We start from the raw sequence: 16,043 nt of genomic DNA on the forward strand, positions 1-16,043 counted from the left end.
TTCTGTAGGGGTTCAGGAAACACGCAATGACGTCTTTTCGCACCCCTACTCCATAGATTAAGGATACCTACCATGGATTACGCTACGGCGATTGGTGGCGTTGCTATGTTTACCTTGATCATCATGGGCCTCGTTGCCATTATTTTGGCGGCGCGCTCAAGACTGGTCAGTTCAGGCGATGTTACCATCCATATCAATGATAATCCCGATAATGACGTAGTAACACCAGCAGGCGGTAAACTACTACAAACCCTTGCAAGCGAAGGTATTTTCTTATCTTCAGCCTGCGGTGGCGGTGGTACTTGTGCGCAGTGTCGTTGCCGCGTCATTGAAGGGGGCGGCTCTATCTTGCCCACTGAAGAAGGCTATTTTACTCAAGGCGAAATTCGCAATCACATGCGCTTAGCTTGTCAGGTAGCGGTTAAGCAAGACATGAAAATCGAGATTGACCCTGAGTTTTTTGATGTACAAAAATGGGAATGTGAAGTTCTCTCTAATGATAACGTTGCTACCTTTATTAAAGAGCTAGTGCTTAAAATTCCAGATGGCGAAGAAGTGAACTTCCGTGCCGGTGGTTATGTACAGCTAGAAGCGCCACCGCATGAAGTGCATTATAAAGACTTTATCATTGACGAAGAATACCGCGAAGATTGGGAAAAATTTGGTATCTTCAAATATGTGTCAAAAGTTGATGAGCCTGTGATTCGTGCTTACTCGATGGCCAACTACCCTGAAGAAAAAGGCCTTATTAAGTTTAATATTCGTATCGCCAGTCCACCGCCACGCGGTCCTGACGGTATTCCACCAGGCAAAATGTCTTCTTGGGTATTTAGCCTAGTACCTGGTGACAAAGTGACGGTTTCAGGTCCTTATGGTGAATTCTTTGCCAAAGAAACTGAAGCTGAAATGATTTTCGTTGGTGGTGGTGCAGGTATGGCACCGATGCGCTCGCACATCTTCGATCAGCTTAAACGCTTACACACTAAGCGTAAAATCAGCTTTTGGTATGGTGCACGCTCTATTCGTGAAATGTTCTATGTGGAAGATTACGATCAACTGCAAGCAGAGTTTGATAACTTTGAATGGCACGTGGCTCTATCTGATCCACTTCCAGAAGACAATTGGGAAGGTCCAACCGGCTTTATCCATAACGTGCTACTTGAAAATTATCTGAAAAACCATCCAAACCCAGAAGACTGTGAATACTACATGTGTGGGCCACCGATGATGAATGCAGCGGTCATCGACATGCTACATAGCTTGGGTGTGGAAGATGAAAACATCATGCTTGATGACTTCGGTGGTTAAGTGAGTAACTAAGCAAATGGTTACGTAAAGAAGTATTTTAAGGTGATAAATAAAAGAGAGTCTCAATTGAGGCTCTTTTTTTTGGCTTTGAATAAAAGGATTAACCGCAGCTAGCTTTGCTAAACAAGTCATAAAAGCCCTTATTAAGGGTGAAGAATATATCATCGTAGCAGGCAATAAAGAAAAGCTAGCGACCACGGTCAATCACCTATCTCCGCCAAAACTCTATAAGCTCATCCGCGAATCAAAAGTAAAATAAATCTAGGAAGCGAAGCAGATATGTATTAAGTCGATGATTGGCGTTATGGGTGACAAGGGGTGTAAAATAGGCAACGCTAATAGAACATGCCACTCACCCTTTTGCCATAAAAACTATTGTGATTAATATGAAAAAACCAATAATGCAAAAATTAGCCCCACTCTCATTGTCTAACAAATCGATGAAAACCACTTTATTGCCAGTTATTGCTATAAGTGCTGTATTCACTCTTAGTGCTTGCCAGCAAACGCCAGATTATGATTATCTCAGCGGTGAGACAATGGGAACTAGCTACCATATCAGTTATCAGCTACCTGAGGATGCGGATGAAGCAGCCATCCAAGCGTCGATTGATAAGCGCTTGCAGCAAATCAATGACAGCATGTCTACCTATCAAGCAGACTCTACTATCTCTAAGTTCAACCAGTTAGGTAAAGACATCCCCATCACTATCGATGCAGATTTTGCCCACGTGCTAGATGTGTCACGAATCGTCTATCAGCAATCTGGTGGAGCATTTGATCCTACCGTCATGCCATTGGTAGAGACTTGGGGCTTTGGTAGCACCATGACCGTTGAACGCTTGCAAAGTCCACCAACAGCACTTGAGATTGCTCAAGCAAAAGCCTTGGTAGATTTTGAGAGCATCGTACAAAAAGAGCAGAGCATTTATAAAACCAAAGACGGTGTCGAGCTTGATTTCTCAGCAGTTGCCAAAGGTTATGGCGTCGACGTGATCGCCGATGTGCTTAGAGATGACTATCAAATTCGTAACTACATGGTAGAGATAGGTGGTGAAATTGCAACCTCTGGGGTCAATAACCAACAGCAGCCGTGGCAAATTGCGATTGATGCGCCTATTGAAGACAGTACGGTCAGCGAGCGTCAGACAATATCAGCGATTCGTCAACCAATCCATACCGATAATCAGATGTATTTGGCCACTTCTGGCAACTATCGCAATTCCGTCATATTCGACGGTCAGCGCTACAGTCATACGATTGATCCAACAACTGGCAAACCTATCGCGGGTGGCGCACCATCGGTAACCGTTGCAGCAGACTCAGTCGCACTGGCTGATGCGTGGGCGACTGCGCTTACGGCGATGCCTTATCATAAAGCACTAAATGTCGCTAAAGCCCAGAACCTAGCAGCCATGTTCGTTGTGTTAGCTGATGATGCAAAAGTAGACGGTTCTGATGGTAGTGTTTCTGATGACGCTTCTGACGACAGTATTGATGATTGGCAAGTGGTACAAACACCAGCGATGCAAGCATTACGCGCTGACAAACAACTTTAGACGTTAGTCGCAATACTGTAAACGACTCGATAACCATCAACGAGCCATACAAAAATTTGCTATACTATTAAGGTGTTATCCTAATAGATAGCCACACTATTTTTAAAAATCGAGGTTTCCTCTATGCTTAGTCAATTGCTTCCCATGCTTGCCATTACCTTTACCGTATTTGTCCTGTTCTTTGTCTTTATGGGTATCGGTTATATGGTCAAAAAAAAGCCGCTTAAAGGCTCTTGTGGTGGTGTTGCCAAATTGATGGGCGATGAGCAGTGCTCATTTTGTGGCGATGATCCCAATAAGTGCGATTCCCTTATCGCTGAACAACAAGAGCACGCGCTAAGAGCCGCTCAGCTAGGCAAACCTGTATAAACTAAATTCGTATAAATACCGCGTTTGTTACCATACGCTGGTAGTATTTACCTAACATCTGTTCTTATAATAGCGTCTAGTCCTTTGAAAGGGACTGGCGCTATTTTTAGTTGTGCCAACCGCCATATATATAGTTATAATCACTTCAAGGTATTTTGGATATAAACAGTACCATTGAAATCATTGTTAACAATAGTAGGCTAAATAAGCCTACTCCATATCCAATTGATATGTGATTGAAGATAAACACGCTTTCAAACAGGTTACCCATATATGCTATTGCTCATATATGAAGGCACTACTCATATATTATATTTACCCTAGCTAATAGGGCAGAAAGCTCATATATCTTGTATTCTGCAAATAGTTTCTAGTTCTGATTTACGATTCTGATTGATGATTTTAGTCACCGTCTAGGTGCGTTTCTTTGGTGTTATTTACAAGCGACGATGCTTCGGCGCTGTTTAATGACGTGTCCTTTTTCTTATTCTAATAGTCGTGCTGCTATGTCTACCTCTTCTGATTTGCAACCTGATTTGCCGTCACAGTCTCATTCAGATACGCCGTCATCGTTTGAGCTGCCCTCCTCACGCTTCACTTTTTGGCTCATCTTATGTGCCATGATTTTGCTCGCCACTAATATGCGTGCACCTATTGTTGCTCTCGGCTCTATTGCCCCTGTCGTACAAGATGCACTCAATATTTCTGAGACGCAAATTGGTTGGTTAGGGGCAGTCCCCATGTTGACTTTTGCGGTGGGTGCACTGATCGCGCCATCCATTGGTAAGCGTTTCGGGCTTGAGAATACACTCATTGCGATGATTGCGTTATTAACGACTGGTATGATTATTCGTACCGTTATTCCCACTTGGTCTGGATTTTTGATTGGTACGTTATTGCTGACGTTGGCTATAGGTTTTGCGAATACCTTAGCTGCACCTGTTATTAAACAGCGTACACCCAAGCATATTCCATTAATAACAGGGTTATTTAGTCTAACGATGACGGTAACGGCAGGCATCGTCGCAGGAGTTGTACTGCCATTATCTGAGCAAGTGGGCTGGCAGTGGGCACTGGGTGGGTGGTCGCTATTGGGCATTTTTGCGATTATTATTTGGATATTTTTACGGTTGCGGCTTGGTTCGTCTAGTCATCAAGCGATTGTGCCACCTATCTCTGGAACTTCAGAAATCTCCATGTGGCGTACGCCTTTTGCTTGGCAAATTGCGGTATTTATGGGGTTGCAATCACTATTATTTTATACCGTTGCCAGTTTCTTACCCTCTATTTGGGTCAGTAAGGGGCTATCTGCAGTGCAAGCAGGGCAAATGGGTTCGGTGTTCCAGTTCATGGCGCCAGTCTCTATTCTGAGCCTGACTTGGCTGATCAATCGCGGCCGCCCTATTCAGGCGCTGGCAGTGTTTGCCGCTGTGCTCAACGTTATTGGCGTTTTAGGAATCAGTTATTTATCTACTGATCTCGCTTGGTTGTGGTCAGGTCTGATGGGCATTGGCTGCTCTGCTATTTTTACGTTGAGTATGATGCTGTTTTCCTTACGTACTTATACGACCAACCAATCTAGTGAGCTGTCTGGTATGTCTCAATTCGTCGGTTATTTGATTGCCTTTTTTGGTCCACTAGGGACAGGTTGGCTACATGAAGCGACTGGCAGCTGGGATTTGCCACTATTAATTATGCTCATTTTGATGGTTATCAACGTCGTAATTGCTTGGATGGTGAGTCGCCCAGTGATGGTTGATGGCAAAAAGCTTTAATATCAAAAACTAAAGTAACCTTAGGATAATATTGGTGTCTGTCTTATTTTGCTACACTGGTTTGATTGCTTATAGGACACAACACCCATGATGAATTCCCCCCTTCGTTTCGCTCAGCGCTTGCCTGCTATCGTTATACTCGCAGCCGTAATGGCGATCAGTGGCTGTCAAAAAGATGCCGAACCTACGGATGCACCTGACACGCAGAATACTGAAGCAACTAACAATCAAGCCAATACTGCATCCGTAACCACGGAGGCCGTAGCGCCCGCCGATCAGCAAGTCAATTCGTCACCAATCACTATTTTAGCCCTTGGCGATTCACTGACAGAAGGCCTTGGGGTTGATAAAGATGACAACTACCCTGCTCAGTTAGAAGATCGTCTGCAAGCAATGGGTTACGACAACGCTAAAGTTATCAACTCAGGATTGAGTGGAGAAACCAGTACTGGGCTGGTCAATCGCTTAGATTGGGTACTACAGACCAAACCTGATGTGACGATTTTGACCATTGGTGCTAACGATGCCATACGCGGTATCGATGTGGCGACAATTGAAGCCAATATCCGCACGGCTGTTAAACGTCTACAAGACAATGGCAGTGTCGTCATCTTGGGCGGAATGTCAATCTATGACAATCTAGGCAGTGACTACGTTGCAGCGTTCTCAGACATTTATCCTCGCGTCGCGAAAGACATGAACGTAACGCTTATTCCGTTCTTCTTAGAGGGCGTGGGCGGTGACCGTGAGCTCAACCAAGCGGATGCCATTCATCCGACTAAGGAAGGCTACACGATCATCGTCAATGACAATATCTTACCTATCTTAGAGCCCAAGTTAAAAGAGCTAGAAACAGCTGATGCAGAGAATACAACTAAAACGGTTCAAGCCGAAACGACAAAAAATACGCCAAATGAGACTACTTAACGAGACACTGTAATGACATCATCACCTTCGATTGCCGCTTCCACGCCACAAGCAGACTCTAAGACACAAGCCCTACTGACCGCCTCGCAGTTAAACAAAACGGTGCAAGTCGGTGAGCAAAAATTATCTATCATTAAAGACGTAGATATCTATGTCAACGCTGGCGAGTTTGTGGTCATCATGGGCAAATCAGGCTCGGGTAAATCTACCTTGCTAGGGTTACTCGCGGCACTAGACTATCCCGATAGCGGTACAGTGTCGCTAGCAGGTCAAATGCTCAGTAGTCTTGATGAAGATGCGTTGGCGGTCATTCGTCAACAGGACATGGGCTTTGTCTTTCAATCATTTCATCTACTGCCAACACTAACAGTCGCCGAAAACATCGCCTTTCCTCTTGATATTGCGCGGCGTCCAAATCCAGCAAGAGTAGACGAGCTGATTGATGCGGTCGATTTGGGTCACAGGCGGCATAGCTTACCCAATCAGCTATCTGGTGGTGAGCAGCAGCGTACAGCGGTGGCACGAGCTTTGGTCTCTCATCCCAAGATTGTATTTGCCGATGAGCCAACGGGTAACTTGGATGAGCAAAATGCCGATCAAGTGATGCAGCTGTTGTTGGACTTACGCCAGCAGGTTGGCTCGGCACTGGTAGTGGTGACTCACGATCCTGCGCTTGCCGAGATGGCAGATCGCGTCATTACCATGCATGACGGCCGGATTGTACCGACATGAATGAAAAGCCCACAGACAACAAATCGACTGATACCAGTATGCGTCAAGAGTCCAGTTATTCAAGCGGTATCTTCAATCAACTGTTTACCCGTACCCTAGGTTTTCAAACACTGGGCTCGCAAGCGCTCAGCCGTAGCTGGTGGCAGCGCTGGGTATATCCGGTATTATTTCTGCTAACGTTGACCCTTTCGCTTGCAACCTACCTGACCCTCGACTCTATACAGCAGTCTGTTGATCGCTATATCAATGACAATCAGCGCGCGCTCGTTGGTGGAGATTTGATTTTAAACAGTAAGCAAGACTGGCCAAGCGAGGTATTGGCGCAAGTAGAAACCATCCCCGATACGCAGACGGTGTATGACTATCAGTTTAGCGCCATGCTCGTCACCGATGAACAAACCTTGCTTGCCAGCGTCAAAGCCGTCTCACCGTCTTATCCCTTATACGGTACAGCTGAGCTTGCCTCAGGACAACCGCTGTGGGATCAGCTGACGTCCGACAGTGTCATCGTTGCACCTGAAGTGCTCAGCGGACTCAAGGCCAGCATCGGTGACCGTATCACTATTGGCGATGCGCAATTTACGATCAGTGATGTACTGACAAAAGAGCCTGACAGACCGCTGACTACATTTGGTTTTGGTGGACGTGTCTTAATGAAACAAGATGCCTTGGAGGCGACCAATCTATTGGGTCAGCGCAGCCGCATAAACTATCGTATCGAGATGGCAGGCGATCCAGAGCTGATAACGACGCAGCGTAAAAAGCTCACAGGCATACTGACCAGTTATCCTGATATCGAGCTTTCTGATGCCGAGTCAGCAGATACTTCCGTCTCACGTATCTCTGACAATGTCCTAATGTTTTTAAAATTACTGGTCATCGCGGTGTTGCTACTCTCTGCAGTCGCTATGTACGGTGTCATTAGCGCATTCGTCAGCAAGCAGCAGTCCAATAATGCGATTCGTTTGGCGTTAGGCGAGCCGCTTGGTTCACTCAAACGTAGCTACTATCAACTGCTCATCATAACGACTGTCATTGCTTGTGTTGCCGCGATTGTCCTTAGTCTGGGCTTGCTTAAAATTGGTCAGCCATATCTGGTTGCTATTTTGCCTGCCGACGTTGGCTTAGCTATCAATCCGATCAGTGCGATCAAGACCATTGTGATTGCCTTAGCCCTGACGCTACTGATTGCGCAGCGTGGTCTAAGCGCGCTTAACACCACCAAACCCGCTACCCTACTCAATCAAGGGGCAAGCACACAAACGAAAAACCTGCCGTGGTATCGACGCACGCCATTACTCTGGTATGGCTTGGTGTTGGCAGGACTGTATGCCTTCTTCGCTTATGAAGTGGGCTCGCTGTCATTAGGCGTACAGCTATTGGGCGGCTTGATTGGCTTTGTGGCGATATTTTGGCTATTGGCGCGTGGGTGGTTGTGGCTACTTAACAAGTTGGCGAGCAATACCAAAGTCAGTTGGATGCAGCGTATCGCCATTCATAACCTTGCACGTAAAGGCAATCAATCAGCGTTGTTCTTTGTCACCTTATCACTATCGGTGGCAGTGCTGACGCTTATCACCACACTCAATCACAGTATCAATGCGCAGTTTATCAATGCCTATCCTGAAGACGCGCCCAATCTGTTTTTGCTGGATGTGCAGAGCGATCAACATGACGATATCGATGCGATTATTGAGGCGCCCGTCACTTATTATCCCGTCATTCGTGCCCGTGTGGAGACGGCCAATGATGTGGCGGCAAAAGATATCGAACCTGAGGATGGGTTTGATGACCCCACGCGTGTCTTTAACTTAAGCTACGCAGATACGGTGATGGATACCGAATATATCGTTGACTCACTCACGGACGACGCGCTATATACCCCTATCGATGCGACAGATGAAAAAGTCAAACCCTTATCTATCTTGGATACTGCTGCCAGTATGCTCAATGTCGGTATGGGCGATCAGGTACGCTTTAATATTCAAGGTATCGAGATCGTCGGGCAGATCACCAGTATTCGCACGCGCTATGAGCGTGGCCCAAGCCCTTATTTTTATTTCTTATTTGAGCCCTCTGTACTGTCCGCTGCCCCGCAGATTCAATTTGCCACCGCGCACGTATCAGAAGATGCCATTCCAGAGCTACAAGGCAAACTGGTACGCGAGTTCCCTGCTGTCACCACCATCGATGGCACGGCAATTGCGAAACAAATCCAAGAGCTGGTGGTACAAATGAGCCGCTTGGTCTATGTGTTCACCTTGCTTGCCCTACTCACTGGCGTCATGGTGCTGATCAGTTCGCTACTGTCTACCTCACAAGATCGTATGAAGGACAGCGCGTCATTTAGACTGCTCGGTATGCAAAAACGCGACCTATATATGCTCAATATCTTAGAGTTGGGCGTGCTTGGTATTAGCGCGGCGACCTTTGCGGTGGTTATCGCCAGCGTTGGCGCATGGGCGGCCATCACGCAGTGGTTTAATCTACAATTTAGTGTGCCGTGGATGAGCTTGGCTATTGGTGGTGCGGCGTTAATCGTATTGCTGTTTGCTATTGCCATTATCTATGTGAGATTGGTGATTGGACGCGGGATTATGGCGCGGGTAAGGGCGATGATTTAGGGTGGGAAGCTAATCTTGCTTTTGCTGCTACATTAGATAACACAGGGGCAGGTGCTAAGGTTAGTTGACTTCCTGACTAAACGATAGCGCTCCTCCAATCTGTGTCAGGTTTAAACTCCAGCTTTAACATTGGAACCTATATTTAAATTTTAACGAAAACATATCGGATAAAACTTTATGGATCCTTATGAGTATCAGTTTGAAAACTTAAATATAAACTCATTACACTGGCATAATAAGTCCAGCGACTTATTTACATCTGCTAGGGTTTTGTGGGAGGCGATGGATAATGGTCATGCCATAGAATGTTGGTCGACTTATAAGATGCTTATGGGGTTATCTTTCGAGTTGCTATTTAAAGCAATTGCTATTCAACGAAAGCTTGCATTTTCTGCTACCCATCAGTTAGTTGAGATTGCTAATTCGGCGCACATTCGACTAACAACTGATGAAAAAGAAATACTAAGAGTATTGACTGAATACATACTTTGGGATGGTAAATATCCTGCCCCTCACAAAAAAATTCATTTAGAAAACCATTGGAAACACGAAAGTAAAGTAGCTTATGATAGCAAAAAGCATGGAAACCTAACTATTCAAAGGCAAAATAATAAACTTGATTTTGATGAACTTGCGATAATATGGAGAAAGTACTCTGATATCTATATGATTGAATATAGTAAATAGAGATTATAATTACATGGAAAAATAGATATGCATGAACTTGAACATTACGACACAATTAATAGAAGAATTGAAGATTTAGTTTGTTTTTTAGACTCTATGGATATAGAAGCTGATATCAAGTCTCACTTAGAAAATGATTACTTAATTGCTTGCGAATTTTATTCCGCTTATCAAACCAATCCATGTAACCTCCAAAATCATAGTGAAGGACGCTCTGCTTTTATGGGTTTATATGAGTTATATAAATGGATTTGGACTGTAAAAGATCTAAAGGGTTTTGAAAAACTAATGCCTCATTTGAAGCTTTTAATACAAGCCTCACCTTGTATAAATTCATTTGTTCCAATGATTAATCCCGTTACAAATAAGCAAGATGATCAAACGAATAAATTTATTGAAGCTATAGTAGGTTTTTTCGCTATAGCTTATGGCTCAGATGTAGAATTGGATGATCCCGTCAGATCTTCAAATGGTAAAAATCCAGACGTCATATTTACTTATAAAAAACAACGTATATCAGTTGCTTGCAAAACTTTGAGGAGTAAGCATCCTACTACAATATTTGATAACATTCGGTCTGGCGCAAGACAAATATCTGAAGCAGATTGCGATTTTGGATATATTCTTCTCAATGTTATGAATATCATCGAAGAAGAACATAATAAAATTAAAAATAATATATTCTCTGAATTAGAAGAACCTACTGTAATTTTAATTGATGCTATAAACAACGTTTATTCTAACCTTTTAAATGAGAGAAGAGATGAGTTAGATAAGCTATTTGAAACACACCCTAAAGTAAAACCATTAATTATTACTGTTCTTCATTCTACTACTAAATTAAGACTTCCTATTGGTATAACATCTACGTCATTAAAGGCTACACAAGCCCTTAACTTTATAAAGCAAGATAAGAGTAACGATACTGATCTTGAGATTCTAAAGTTATTCAACGAATTTATTCATAACCGTATAAAGCAATAAAAATAATTAACTTATAACGGGCGTCTGGTAGAGCCGATGGCGAAATAAACTACAAAACCCCTAATTTCTGAAACTACAAACTAAAACGCCCTCTATTCACATAGAAGGCGCTTTTTGCTTCATTCAATGTATCAGAATATAAACCTATATCAGCCATGCAGTTTGCTTATTTATTGGGGGGATTACCTAGCCCTCATTTGCTATACTAGCCTAACTTTTATCAATCAAATTCCTTATTACAACACCCTCCAAAACAGCATGGTATCCTTATGAAATTCTCAAAGTTCGGTCAAAAATTTACCCAGCCCACTGGTATCTCACAATTGATGGATGATCTGGGCGATGCGCTAAAAAGCGATCAGCCAGTCAACATGCTGGGCGGTGGTAACCCTGCCAAAATTGATGCCGTCAATGAGCTGTTTTTGGAGACGTATAAGGCGCTGGGCGTTGATAACGACGCAGGTGTACCCAATAGTAGCGCAATTATCAGCATGGCGAACTACTCCAATCCGCAAGGGGATGCAGGCTTTATCGATGCGTTGGTTGGCTTTTTTAACCGTCACTATGATTGGAATCTGACTTCAGAAAATATCGCTCTGACTAATGGCTCACAGAATGCGTTTTTCTATCTGTTTAATCTGTTTGGCGGTGCTTTCAGTGATAATAAGCTTGATGAAAAGAACGAATCTATCGACAAGTCCATTCTACTGCCATTGACCCCTGAGTATATTGGCTATAGTGATGTGCATGTAGAAGGTCAACATTTCGCAGCCGTATTGCCGCATATCGATGAAGTGACACATGATGGCGAAGAAGGCTTCTTTAAATATCGTGTGGATTTTGACGCGTTAGAGAACTTGCCAGCGCTAAAAGAAGGTCGTATCGGGGCGATTTGCTGCTCACGCCCGACCAATCCTACTGGCAACGTGCTAACGGATGAAGAAATGGCGCATTTAACCGAGATTGCCAAACGCTATGACATTCCGCTGATTATCGATAATGCCTACGGTATGCCCTTCCCGAATATCATCTACTCTGATGTCAATTTGAACTGGGATAACAATACGATTCTTTGCTTTAGCCTGTCGAAGATTGGCTTGCCCGGTATGCGTACCGGTATTATCGTGGCTGATGCGGAAGTGATCGAAGCGGTCAGCGCGATGAATGCGGTGGTCAATCTAGCGCCGACACGCTTTGGTGCAGCGATAGCCACGCCACTGGTCGAAAACGACCGTATCAAGCAGTTATCTGATAATGAGATTAAACCGTTTTATCAAAAGCAGGCGAAACTCGCTGTGAAGCTATTGAAAGAAGCATTGGGTGATTACCCATTGATGATTCATAAGCCTGAAGGCGCGATATTCTTATGGTTGTGGTTTGAAGACCTACCGATTAGCACCCTTGAGCTATACGAACGCCTAAAAGAAAAAGGCACGCTTATTGTGCCAAGCGAATACTTCTTCCCTGGTGTCGATGTCAGCGATTATCAGCATGCGCACGAATGTATTCGTATGAGCATCGCGGCTGATGAGCAGACGCTAACTGATGGTATTAGAGTGATTGGTGAAGTGGTGCGTGAGTTGTATGATGAGGCTAAAAAATAAGATTAGCGGTGTCAAACTCGCTTAGCCTACCATACGTAGTACTTACACGAGTTTTCCTTACTACTCTAATTTTTATAAATAGAACCATCATAAATTCAAATAGTAAAATAAAAAAAACGGACTTATTAATAGTCCGTTTTTTTATGGCGCTTGGTCAATGATTTAGGCTTATTGATGATCGCCTGAAAGAGTGTCGTCCACTTATTCAGCGCAAAAAGTACATAAGGTAACAGGCACGTATTGATCAAATCGCGGATACTCGCGACCAACTGTTCACGACTTAAGCCAGCCAAGCCTAGCGCTTCGATCGTATTTCGATTATCTAAATACTCGCCCAATAAAGCAATGCCTGTCACGACGACTAAAGCCATGAATAATCTGATACTTTGGCTTTTGATGATAGGACGCAGCACAAACAAACAAAGCAGGTAGGCACCAACACCGACATAGATATGCAAGGCATCTTTGGCAAGGCCAGTTGTTTCAACAACATTCATTTTAAAGGCGGTAAAGTCCACTAGAGTATTCCAAATATAAGCGAGCAGAAAATGATTGAGCGTATCACTAAACAATAATAACTAAAAATTGATGGTTAAGAATGACAATAGTGGAGAATAAAAAAGGTAGATTATATAAGTGATAATCTACCCTATTCTGAAGCAAGTGTGCAATTTACGTTTACTGCCTATCTACACATTCCACTCGACAAAGTTCTTTAACAGTTGCAAGCCAGCGGTATGGCTTTTTTCTGGATGGAACTGAGTCGCAAACAGATTGTCTTGGATGACACTGGCACAGAACGGCTGACCATAGTCACATACCGCCGCCACTTGCGCGCTATCAGTAGGCTCGCAATAATAGCTGTGTACAAAGTAAAAGTACGCGTTATCTTCAATACCCTGCCAAAGCGGATGGTCAAAATCCATACCGCTGATGGTGTTCCAGCCCATGTGTGGCACTTTGATGGTAGCGCCCTGCTGATCCTTCCACGTAGGGTCAAACGCCTCTACCGTGCCATTTAAGATGCCAAGGCAATCCGTACCACCATTTTCAGCTGATTGCTCAAATAGTGCCTGCATGCCCACACAGATGGCCATAACAGGCTTATTAAACACCGCATGGCGTATCACCTCATCAATTCCTGCTTCATGCATACCAGCGATACAGTCGCGCATGGCACCGACACCAGGAAAGACGATCTTATCTGCTGCCGCCACCACTTTTGGGTCATTGGTGATAGAGACTTCTGCCCCAACTACCGATAGTGCTTTGCTGGCAGAGTGTAAATTACCCATGCCATAATCTAATAATGCTACTTTGGTGACTTTAGCCATTAAAATGCCTCTTTAGTCGATGGCAAGGTATTGAGCGCACGCTCATCATATTCGCAAGCCATACGCAGCGCACGAGCAAAGGCTTTAAAGGTTGACTCGATTTGATGATGGCTGTTTTTACCTTTGAGATTATCCAAATGCACCGTCATCCACGAGTGATTGACGAACCCATAAAAGAACTCACTGAATAAATCGACATCGAAGCGGCCAACGTGCGATCGAGTAAATGGAATGTCCATGTGCAAACCCGGACGCCCTGATAAATCAACCACAGCACGTGTCAGTGCTTCGTCTAGCGGCGCATAAAAGTGCCCATAACGACGGATGCCTTTCTTGTCACCCAATGCTTTGTTAAATGCTTGCCCAAGGGTAATGCCAGTATCTTCGACGCTATGATGGTCATCGATAAAGGTATCGCCGTTGCATTTAATGTCCAAGTCAAACAAACCGTGACGCTTGATTTGATCAATCATATGATCCAAAAATGGTACGCCAGTGTCTACCACGCCTTTACCCGTACCATCGAGGTTTACGGTACAAGTGATTTGCGTTTCAGCAGTGATGCGCTCAACGGTCGCGATACGTTCAGGGCGACCATGTAGGTTTAGATTTTTTGGTGTATTTTTCTCAGGTGTATCAGCAGTCGTCGTTGCATTGGCTGTCATGGCTACTCTCTATCAGTTTTTTATCAGTGAAAAACGGTCAATAAATAGGGCAAAGACATGCCCAAAATATTTTACTAGTGTCTGGGTCAGCTCTAGCAAAAAATTTATTAGAAAATGATATATACAAAAGACATCAAGATATTAGGAGTTATACGTACTAAATATTATCTAGCCTCATCATAGCAAACCCTAACATTTACTGCCACGACCAAGCGGTAAACCACGCACAAAATTATCTCATTCTGCTAAAATAGTATGTTTAGTATTATCAATCATGACTCGCACTGACTTTGACAACCTCACCTTTATGGCATCACGCCTCATGACATTGTGCTGTCTCATATTATAGAAACTATCTGTTTATAGGAACTGCTATGCCTTTAGAAGCGATCGCCATCAATAGTTTGGATGCACCACTCATCAAAAAACCTGCTCGCGACAATGAGCTAGCAGAGCGCTTGCAGGCGTTGTACGATAGCGATGATGCGCAGCCTGACGGTCTCGAGGTATTAAACATCGTTGAGCAAGGGTTTAAGCGTGGACAATATCTATATGTCGGTATGTTCAATGACAAGCCTATCGCTGCTGTTGCCTGTTTTGATGATGGGCAAACCGACGCCAAGCGTCTGCAATATTTAACGGTACATCAGCAAAATCGCGGTCGCGCTATCGATGCCAAGTTTATTAAACTGGTCTACGATGCGGAAGTAAAAAAAGGGGTACGTGAGTTTGTCCCTGTCGACGCGGATATTCACCGTATTATGAGCGAGTATGAACTACTGCGTGTCAAAGATTGAATACGAGGTTAAAACCTTAGATTTGACTTATATTTGCCTATTTATGACTTTTTATCACATATTATGCAAAAATCACTTGACAGTAACGCCTATATTTAGTTTAATAGCGCCTCAACGAAGACGGCTCGATAGCTCAGTCGGTAGAGCAACGGATTGAAAATCCGTGTGTCGGCAGTTCGAACCTGCCTCGAGCCACCATTCGTTTAAGAATTCTAAAAAGCCCCGAACAGCAATGTTTGGGGCTTTTTTTATTGTCTAAAATAAAAGCTTATGACAAACGTCTTCTTAATAACATCTCGCAACGTTCACGCGAGTCTAAATCATAAACCGTCGCGCGGTAATCAATACCATGACGCCCTTCAAAAAATATCACTCTATCGCCCACTGCTAAGAAACAAGACGTGCGCGCATCATAGATAAAGCCATCTATTACAAACGCTAGATCGCGATCTACCTCGCGTACCGTATAAGTTTCTCCTTGCGGAATCAAACGCTCAAACCAGGCGCTATGGGCAGCATTGGTGCTTAATACGCTGATGATCAGCAATGCTGATACCATAAAAGCACTTTTTAACGACATCGTAAAAGTCGCGCCAGCTAGGCTAATTCTATTCAGGATGTTTTTATTAACTGTCATAACCTTAACCTGCTCAATAATTGATTCTATTCACTACGCTT

General features: G+C 43.9%; 15 protein-coding genes, 1 tRNA gene and 1 pseudogene. 13 read left to right on the forward strand and 4 right to left on the reverse strand.

The window, feature by feature from the left end; genetic code table 11:
* Positions 1-72 precede the first annotated feature (72 nt).
* The 11 genes and pseudogenes from nqrF (at position 73) to JMX93_RS13270 (ending at position 12,569) form a co-directional block, all read left to right on the forward strand.
* Positions 73-1,308 (forward strand): NADH:ubiquinone reductase (Na(+)-transporting) subunit F, encoded by a 1,236-nt coding sequence (gene nqrF / locus JMX93_RS13220; RefSeq protein WP_193011632.1) that lies wholly within the window; start codon positions 73-75, stop codon positions 1,306-1,308.
* Positions 1,309-1,405: 97 nt separating this feature from the next.
* Positions 1,406-1,567, forward strand: a pseudogene (locus JMX93_RS13225) (oxidoreductase); the annotation flags it as partial.
* A gap of 127 nt (positions 1,568-1,694) precedes the next feature.
* Positions 1,695-2,867: an FAD:protein FMN transferase gene (locus JMX93_RS13230; RefSeq protein ID WP_499204991.1), complete on the forward strand. Its 1,173-nt coding sequence runs from the start codon at positions 1,695-1,697 to the stop codon at positions 2,865-2,867.
* 123 nt (positions 2,868-2,990) lie between these two features.
* Entirely contained in the window at positions 2,991-3,236 is a 246-nt protein-coding gene (gene nqrM, locus JMX93_RS13235) for a (Na+)-NQR maturation NqrM (protein WP_193011630.1), read from the forward strand.
* Positions 3,237-3,703: 467 nt separating this feature from the next.
* Positions 3,704-5,011 (forward strand): MFS transporter, encoded by a 1,308-nt coding sequence (locus JMX93_RS13240; RefSeq protein WP_499204992.1) that lies wholly within the window; start codon positions 3,704-3,706, stop codon positions 5,009-5,011.
* An 87-nt stretch (positions 5,012-5,098) separates the two neighbouring features.
* Entirely contained in the window at positions 5,099-5,938 is an 840-nt protein-coding gene (locus JMX93_RS13245) for an arylesterase (protein WP_499204993.1), read from the forward strand.
* A gap of 12 nt (positions 5,939-5,950) precedes the next feature.
* A complete protein-coding gene (locus JMX93_RS13250; RefSeq protein ID WP_499204994.1) occupies positions 5,951-6,670 on the forward strand; it encodes an ABC transporter ATP-binding protein in 720 nt (239 codons plus the stop codon).
* Complete coding sequence (locus JMX93_RS13255; RefSeq protein ID WP_499204995.1) at positions 6,667-9,294, forward strand: ABC transporter permease; 2,628 nt, start codon at positions 6,667-6,669, stop codon at positions 9,292-9,294. Before JMX93_RS13250 ends, JMX93_RS13255 begins: the two co-directional genes overlap by 4 nt.
* 177 nt (positions 9,295-9,471) lie before the next feature.
* Positions 9,472-9,981 (forward strand): hypothetical protein, encoded by a 510-nt coding sequence (locus JMX93_RS13260; protein ID WP_499204996.1) that lies wholly within the window; start codon positions 9,472-9,474, stop codon positions 9,979-9,981.
* A gap of 27 nt (positions 9,982-10,008) precedes the next feature.
* A complete protein-coding gene (locus tag JMX93_RS13265; RefSeq protein WP_499204997.1) occupies positions 10,009-10,965 on the forward strand; it encodes a hypothetical protein in 957 nt (318 codons plus the stop codon).
* A gap of 269 nt (positions 10,966-11,234) precedes the next feature.
* Positions 11,235-12,569, forward strand: coding sequence for a valine--pyruvate transaminase (locus JMX93_RS13270; protein ID WP_499204998.1), 1,335 nt, complete (start codon positions 11,235-11,237; stop codon positions 12,567-12,569).
* 125 nt (positions 12,570-12,694) lie between these two features.
* On the opposite strand, the gene JMX93_RS13275 is transcribed toward JMX93_RS13270, so the two are convergent.
* The 3 genes from JMX93_RS13275 to hisB all read right to left on the reverse strand — a co-directional run bounded on the left by JMX93_RS13275 (position 12,695) and on the right by hisB (position 14,568).
* Entirely contained in the window at positions 12,695-13,087 is a 393-nt protein-coding gene (locus tag JMX93_RS13275; protein WP_499204999.1) for a hypothetical protein, read from the reverse strand.
* Between the two features lie 171 nt (positions 13,088-13,258).
* A complete protein-coding gene (hisH, locus tag JMX93_RS13280) occupies positions 13,259-13,903 on the reverse strand; it encodes an imidazole glycerol phosphate synthase subunit HisH (protein ID WP_496192013.1) in 645 nt (214 codons plus the stop codon).
* Positions 13,903-14,568 (reverse strand): imidazoleglycerol-phosphate dehydratase HisB, encoded by a 666-nt coding sequence (gene hisB, locus JMX93_RS13285; RefSeq protein WP_499205000.1) that lies wholly within the window; start codon positions 14,566-14,568, stop codon positions 13,903-13,905. Before hisB ends, hisH begins: the two co-directional genes overlap by 1 nt.
* Before the next feature lie 374 nt (positions 14,569-14,942).
* Here hisB and JMX93_RS13290 point away from each other — a divergent pair, with 374 nt between their 5' ends.
* Both JMX93_RS13290 and JMX93_RS13295 read left to right on the forward strand, forming a co-directional pair.
* A complete protein-coding gene (locus JMX93_RS13290) occupies positions 14,943-15,365 on the forward strand; it encodes a hypothetical protein (protein ID WP_443510631.1) in 423 nt (140 codons plus the stop codon).
* Between the two features lie 122 nt (positions 15,366-15,487).
* Positions 15,488-15,563: transfer RNA gene (locus JMX93_RS13295), tRNA-Phe, on the forward strand.
* A gap of 70 nt (positions 15,564-15,633) precedes the next feature.
* Here the strand turns inward: JMX93_RS13295 and JMX93_RS13300 are convergent.
* On the reverse strand, positions 15,634-16,002 hold the full coding sequence (locus JMX93_RS13300) for a hypothetical protein (protein WP_499205001.1): 369 nt from the start codon (positions 16,000-16,002) through the stop codon (positions 15,634-15,636).
* Positions 16,003-16,043: the final 41 nt, after the last annotated feature.

The organism is Psychrobacter muriicola 2pS (genome assembly GCF_904846535.1).
Taxonomy (GTDB): domain Bacteria; phylum Pseudomonadota; class Gammaproteobacteria; order Pseudomonadales; family Moraxellaceae; genus Psychrobacter; species Psychrobacter aquimaris.

Excerpts from the sequence above, each read along its gene's own strand:
- nqrM (WP_193011630.1), top strand. The coding sequence starts at position 2,991 with ATGCTTAGTCAATTGCTTCCCATGCTTGCCATTACCTTTACCGTATTT.
- JMX93_RS13250 (WP_499204994.1), top strand. The coding sequence starts at position 5,951 with ATGACATCATCACCTTCGATTGCCGCTTCCACGCCACAAGCAGACTCT.
- hisB (WP_499205000.1), bottom strand. The coding sequence starts at position 14,568 with ATGACAGCCAATGCAACGACGACTGCTGATACACCTGAGAAAAATACA.
- JMX93_RS13265 (WP_499204997.1), top strand. The coding sequence starts at position 10,009 with ATGCATGAACTTGAACATTACGACACAATTAATAGAAGAATTGAAGAT.
- JMX93_RS13300 (WP_499205001.1), bottom strand. The coding sequence starts at position 16,002 with ATGACAGTTAATAAAAACATCCTGAATAGAATTAGCCTAGCTGGCGCG.
- JMX93_RS13255 (WP_499204995.1), top strand. The coding sequence starts at position 6,667 with ATGAATGAAAAGCCCACAGACAACAAATCGACTGATACCAGTATGCGT.
- JMX93_RS13240 (WP_499204992.1), top strand. The coding sequence starts at position 3,704 with ATGACGTGTCCTTTTTCTTATTCTAATAGTCGTGCTGCTATGTCTACC.
- JMX93_RS13230 (WP_499204991.1), top strand. The coding sequence starts at position 1,695 with ATGAAAAAACCAATAATGCAAAAATTAGCCCCACTCTCATTGTCTAAC.
- JMX93_RS13290 (WP_443510631.1), top strand. The coding sequence starts at position 14,943 with ATGCCTTTAGAAGCGATCGCCATCAATAGTTTGGATGCACCACTCATC.
- hisH (WP_496192013.1), bottom strand. The coding sequence starts at position 13,903 with ATGGCTAAAGTCACCAAAGTAGCATTATTAGATTATGGCATGGGTAAT.
- JMX93_RS13245 (WP_499204993.1), top strand. The coding sequence starts at position 5,099 with ATGATGAATTCCCCCCTTCGTTTCGCTCAGCGCTTGCCTGCTATCGTT.
- JMX93_RS13270 (WP_499204998.1), top strand. The coding sequence starts at position 11,235 with ATGAAATTCTCAAAGTTCGGTCAAAAATTTACCCAGCCCACTGGTATC.
- nqrF (WP_193011632.1), top strand. The coding sequence starts at position 73 with ATGGATTACGCTACGGCGATTGGTGGCGTTGCTATGTTTACCTTGATC.
- JMX93_RS13260 (WP_499204996.1), top strand. The coding sequence starts at position 9,472 with ATGGATCCTTATGAGTATCAGTTTGAAAACTTAAATATAAACTCATTA.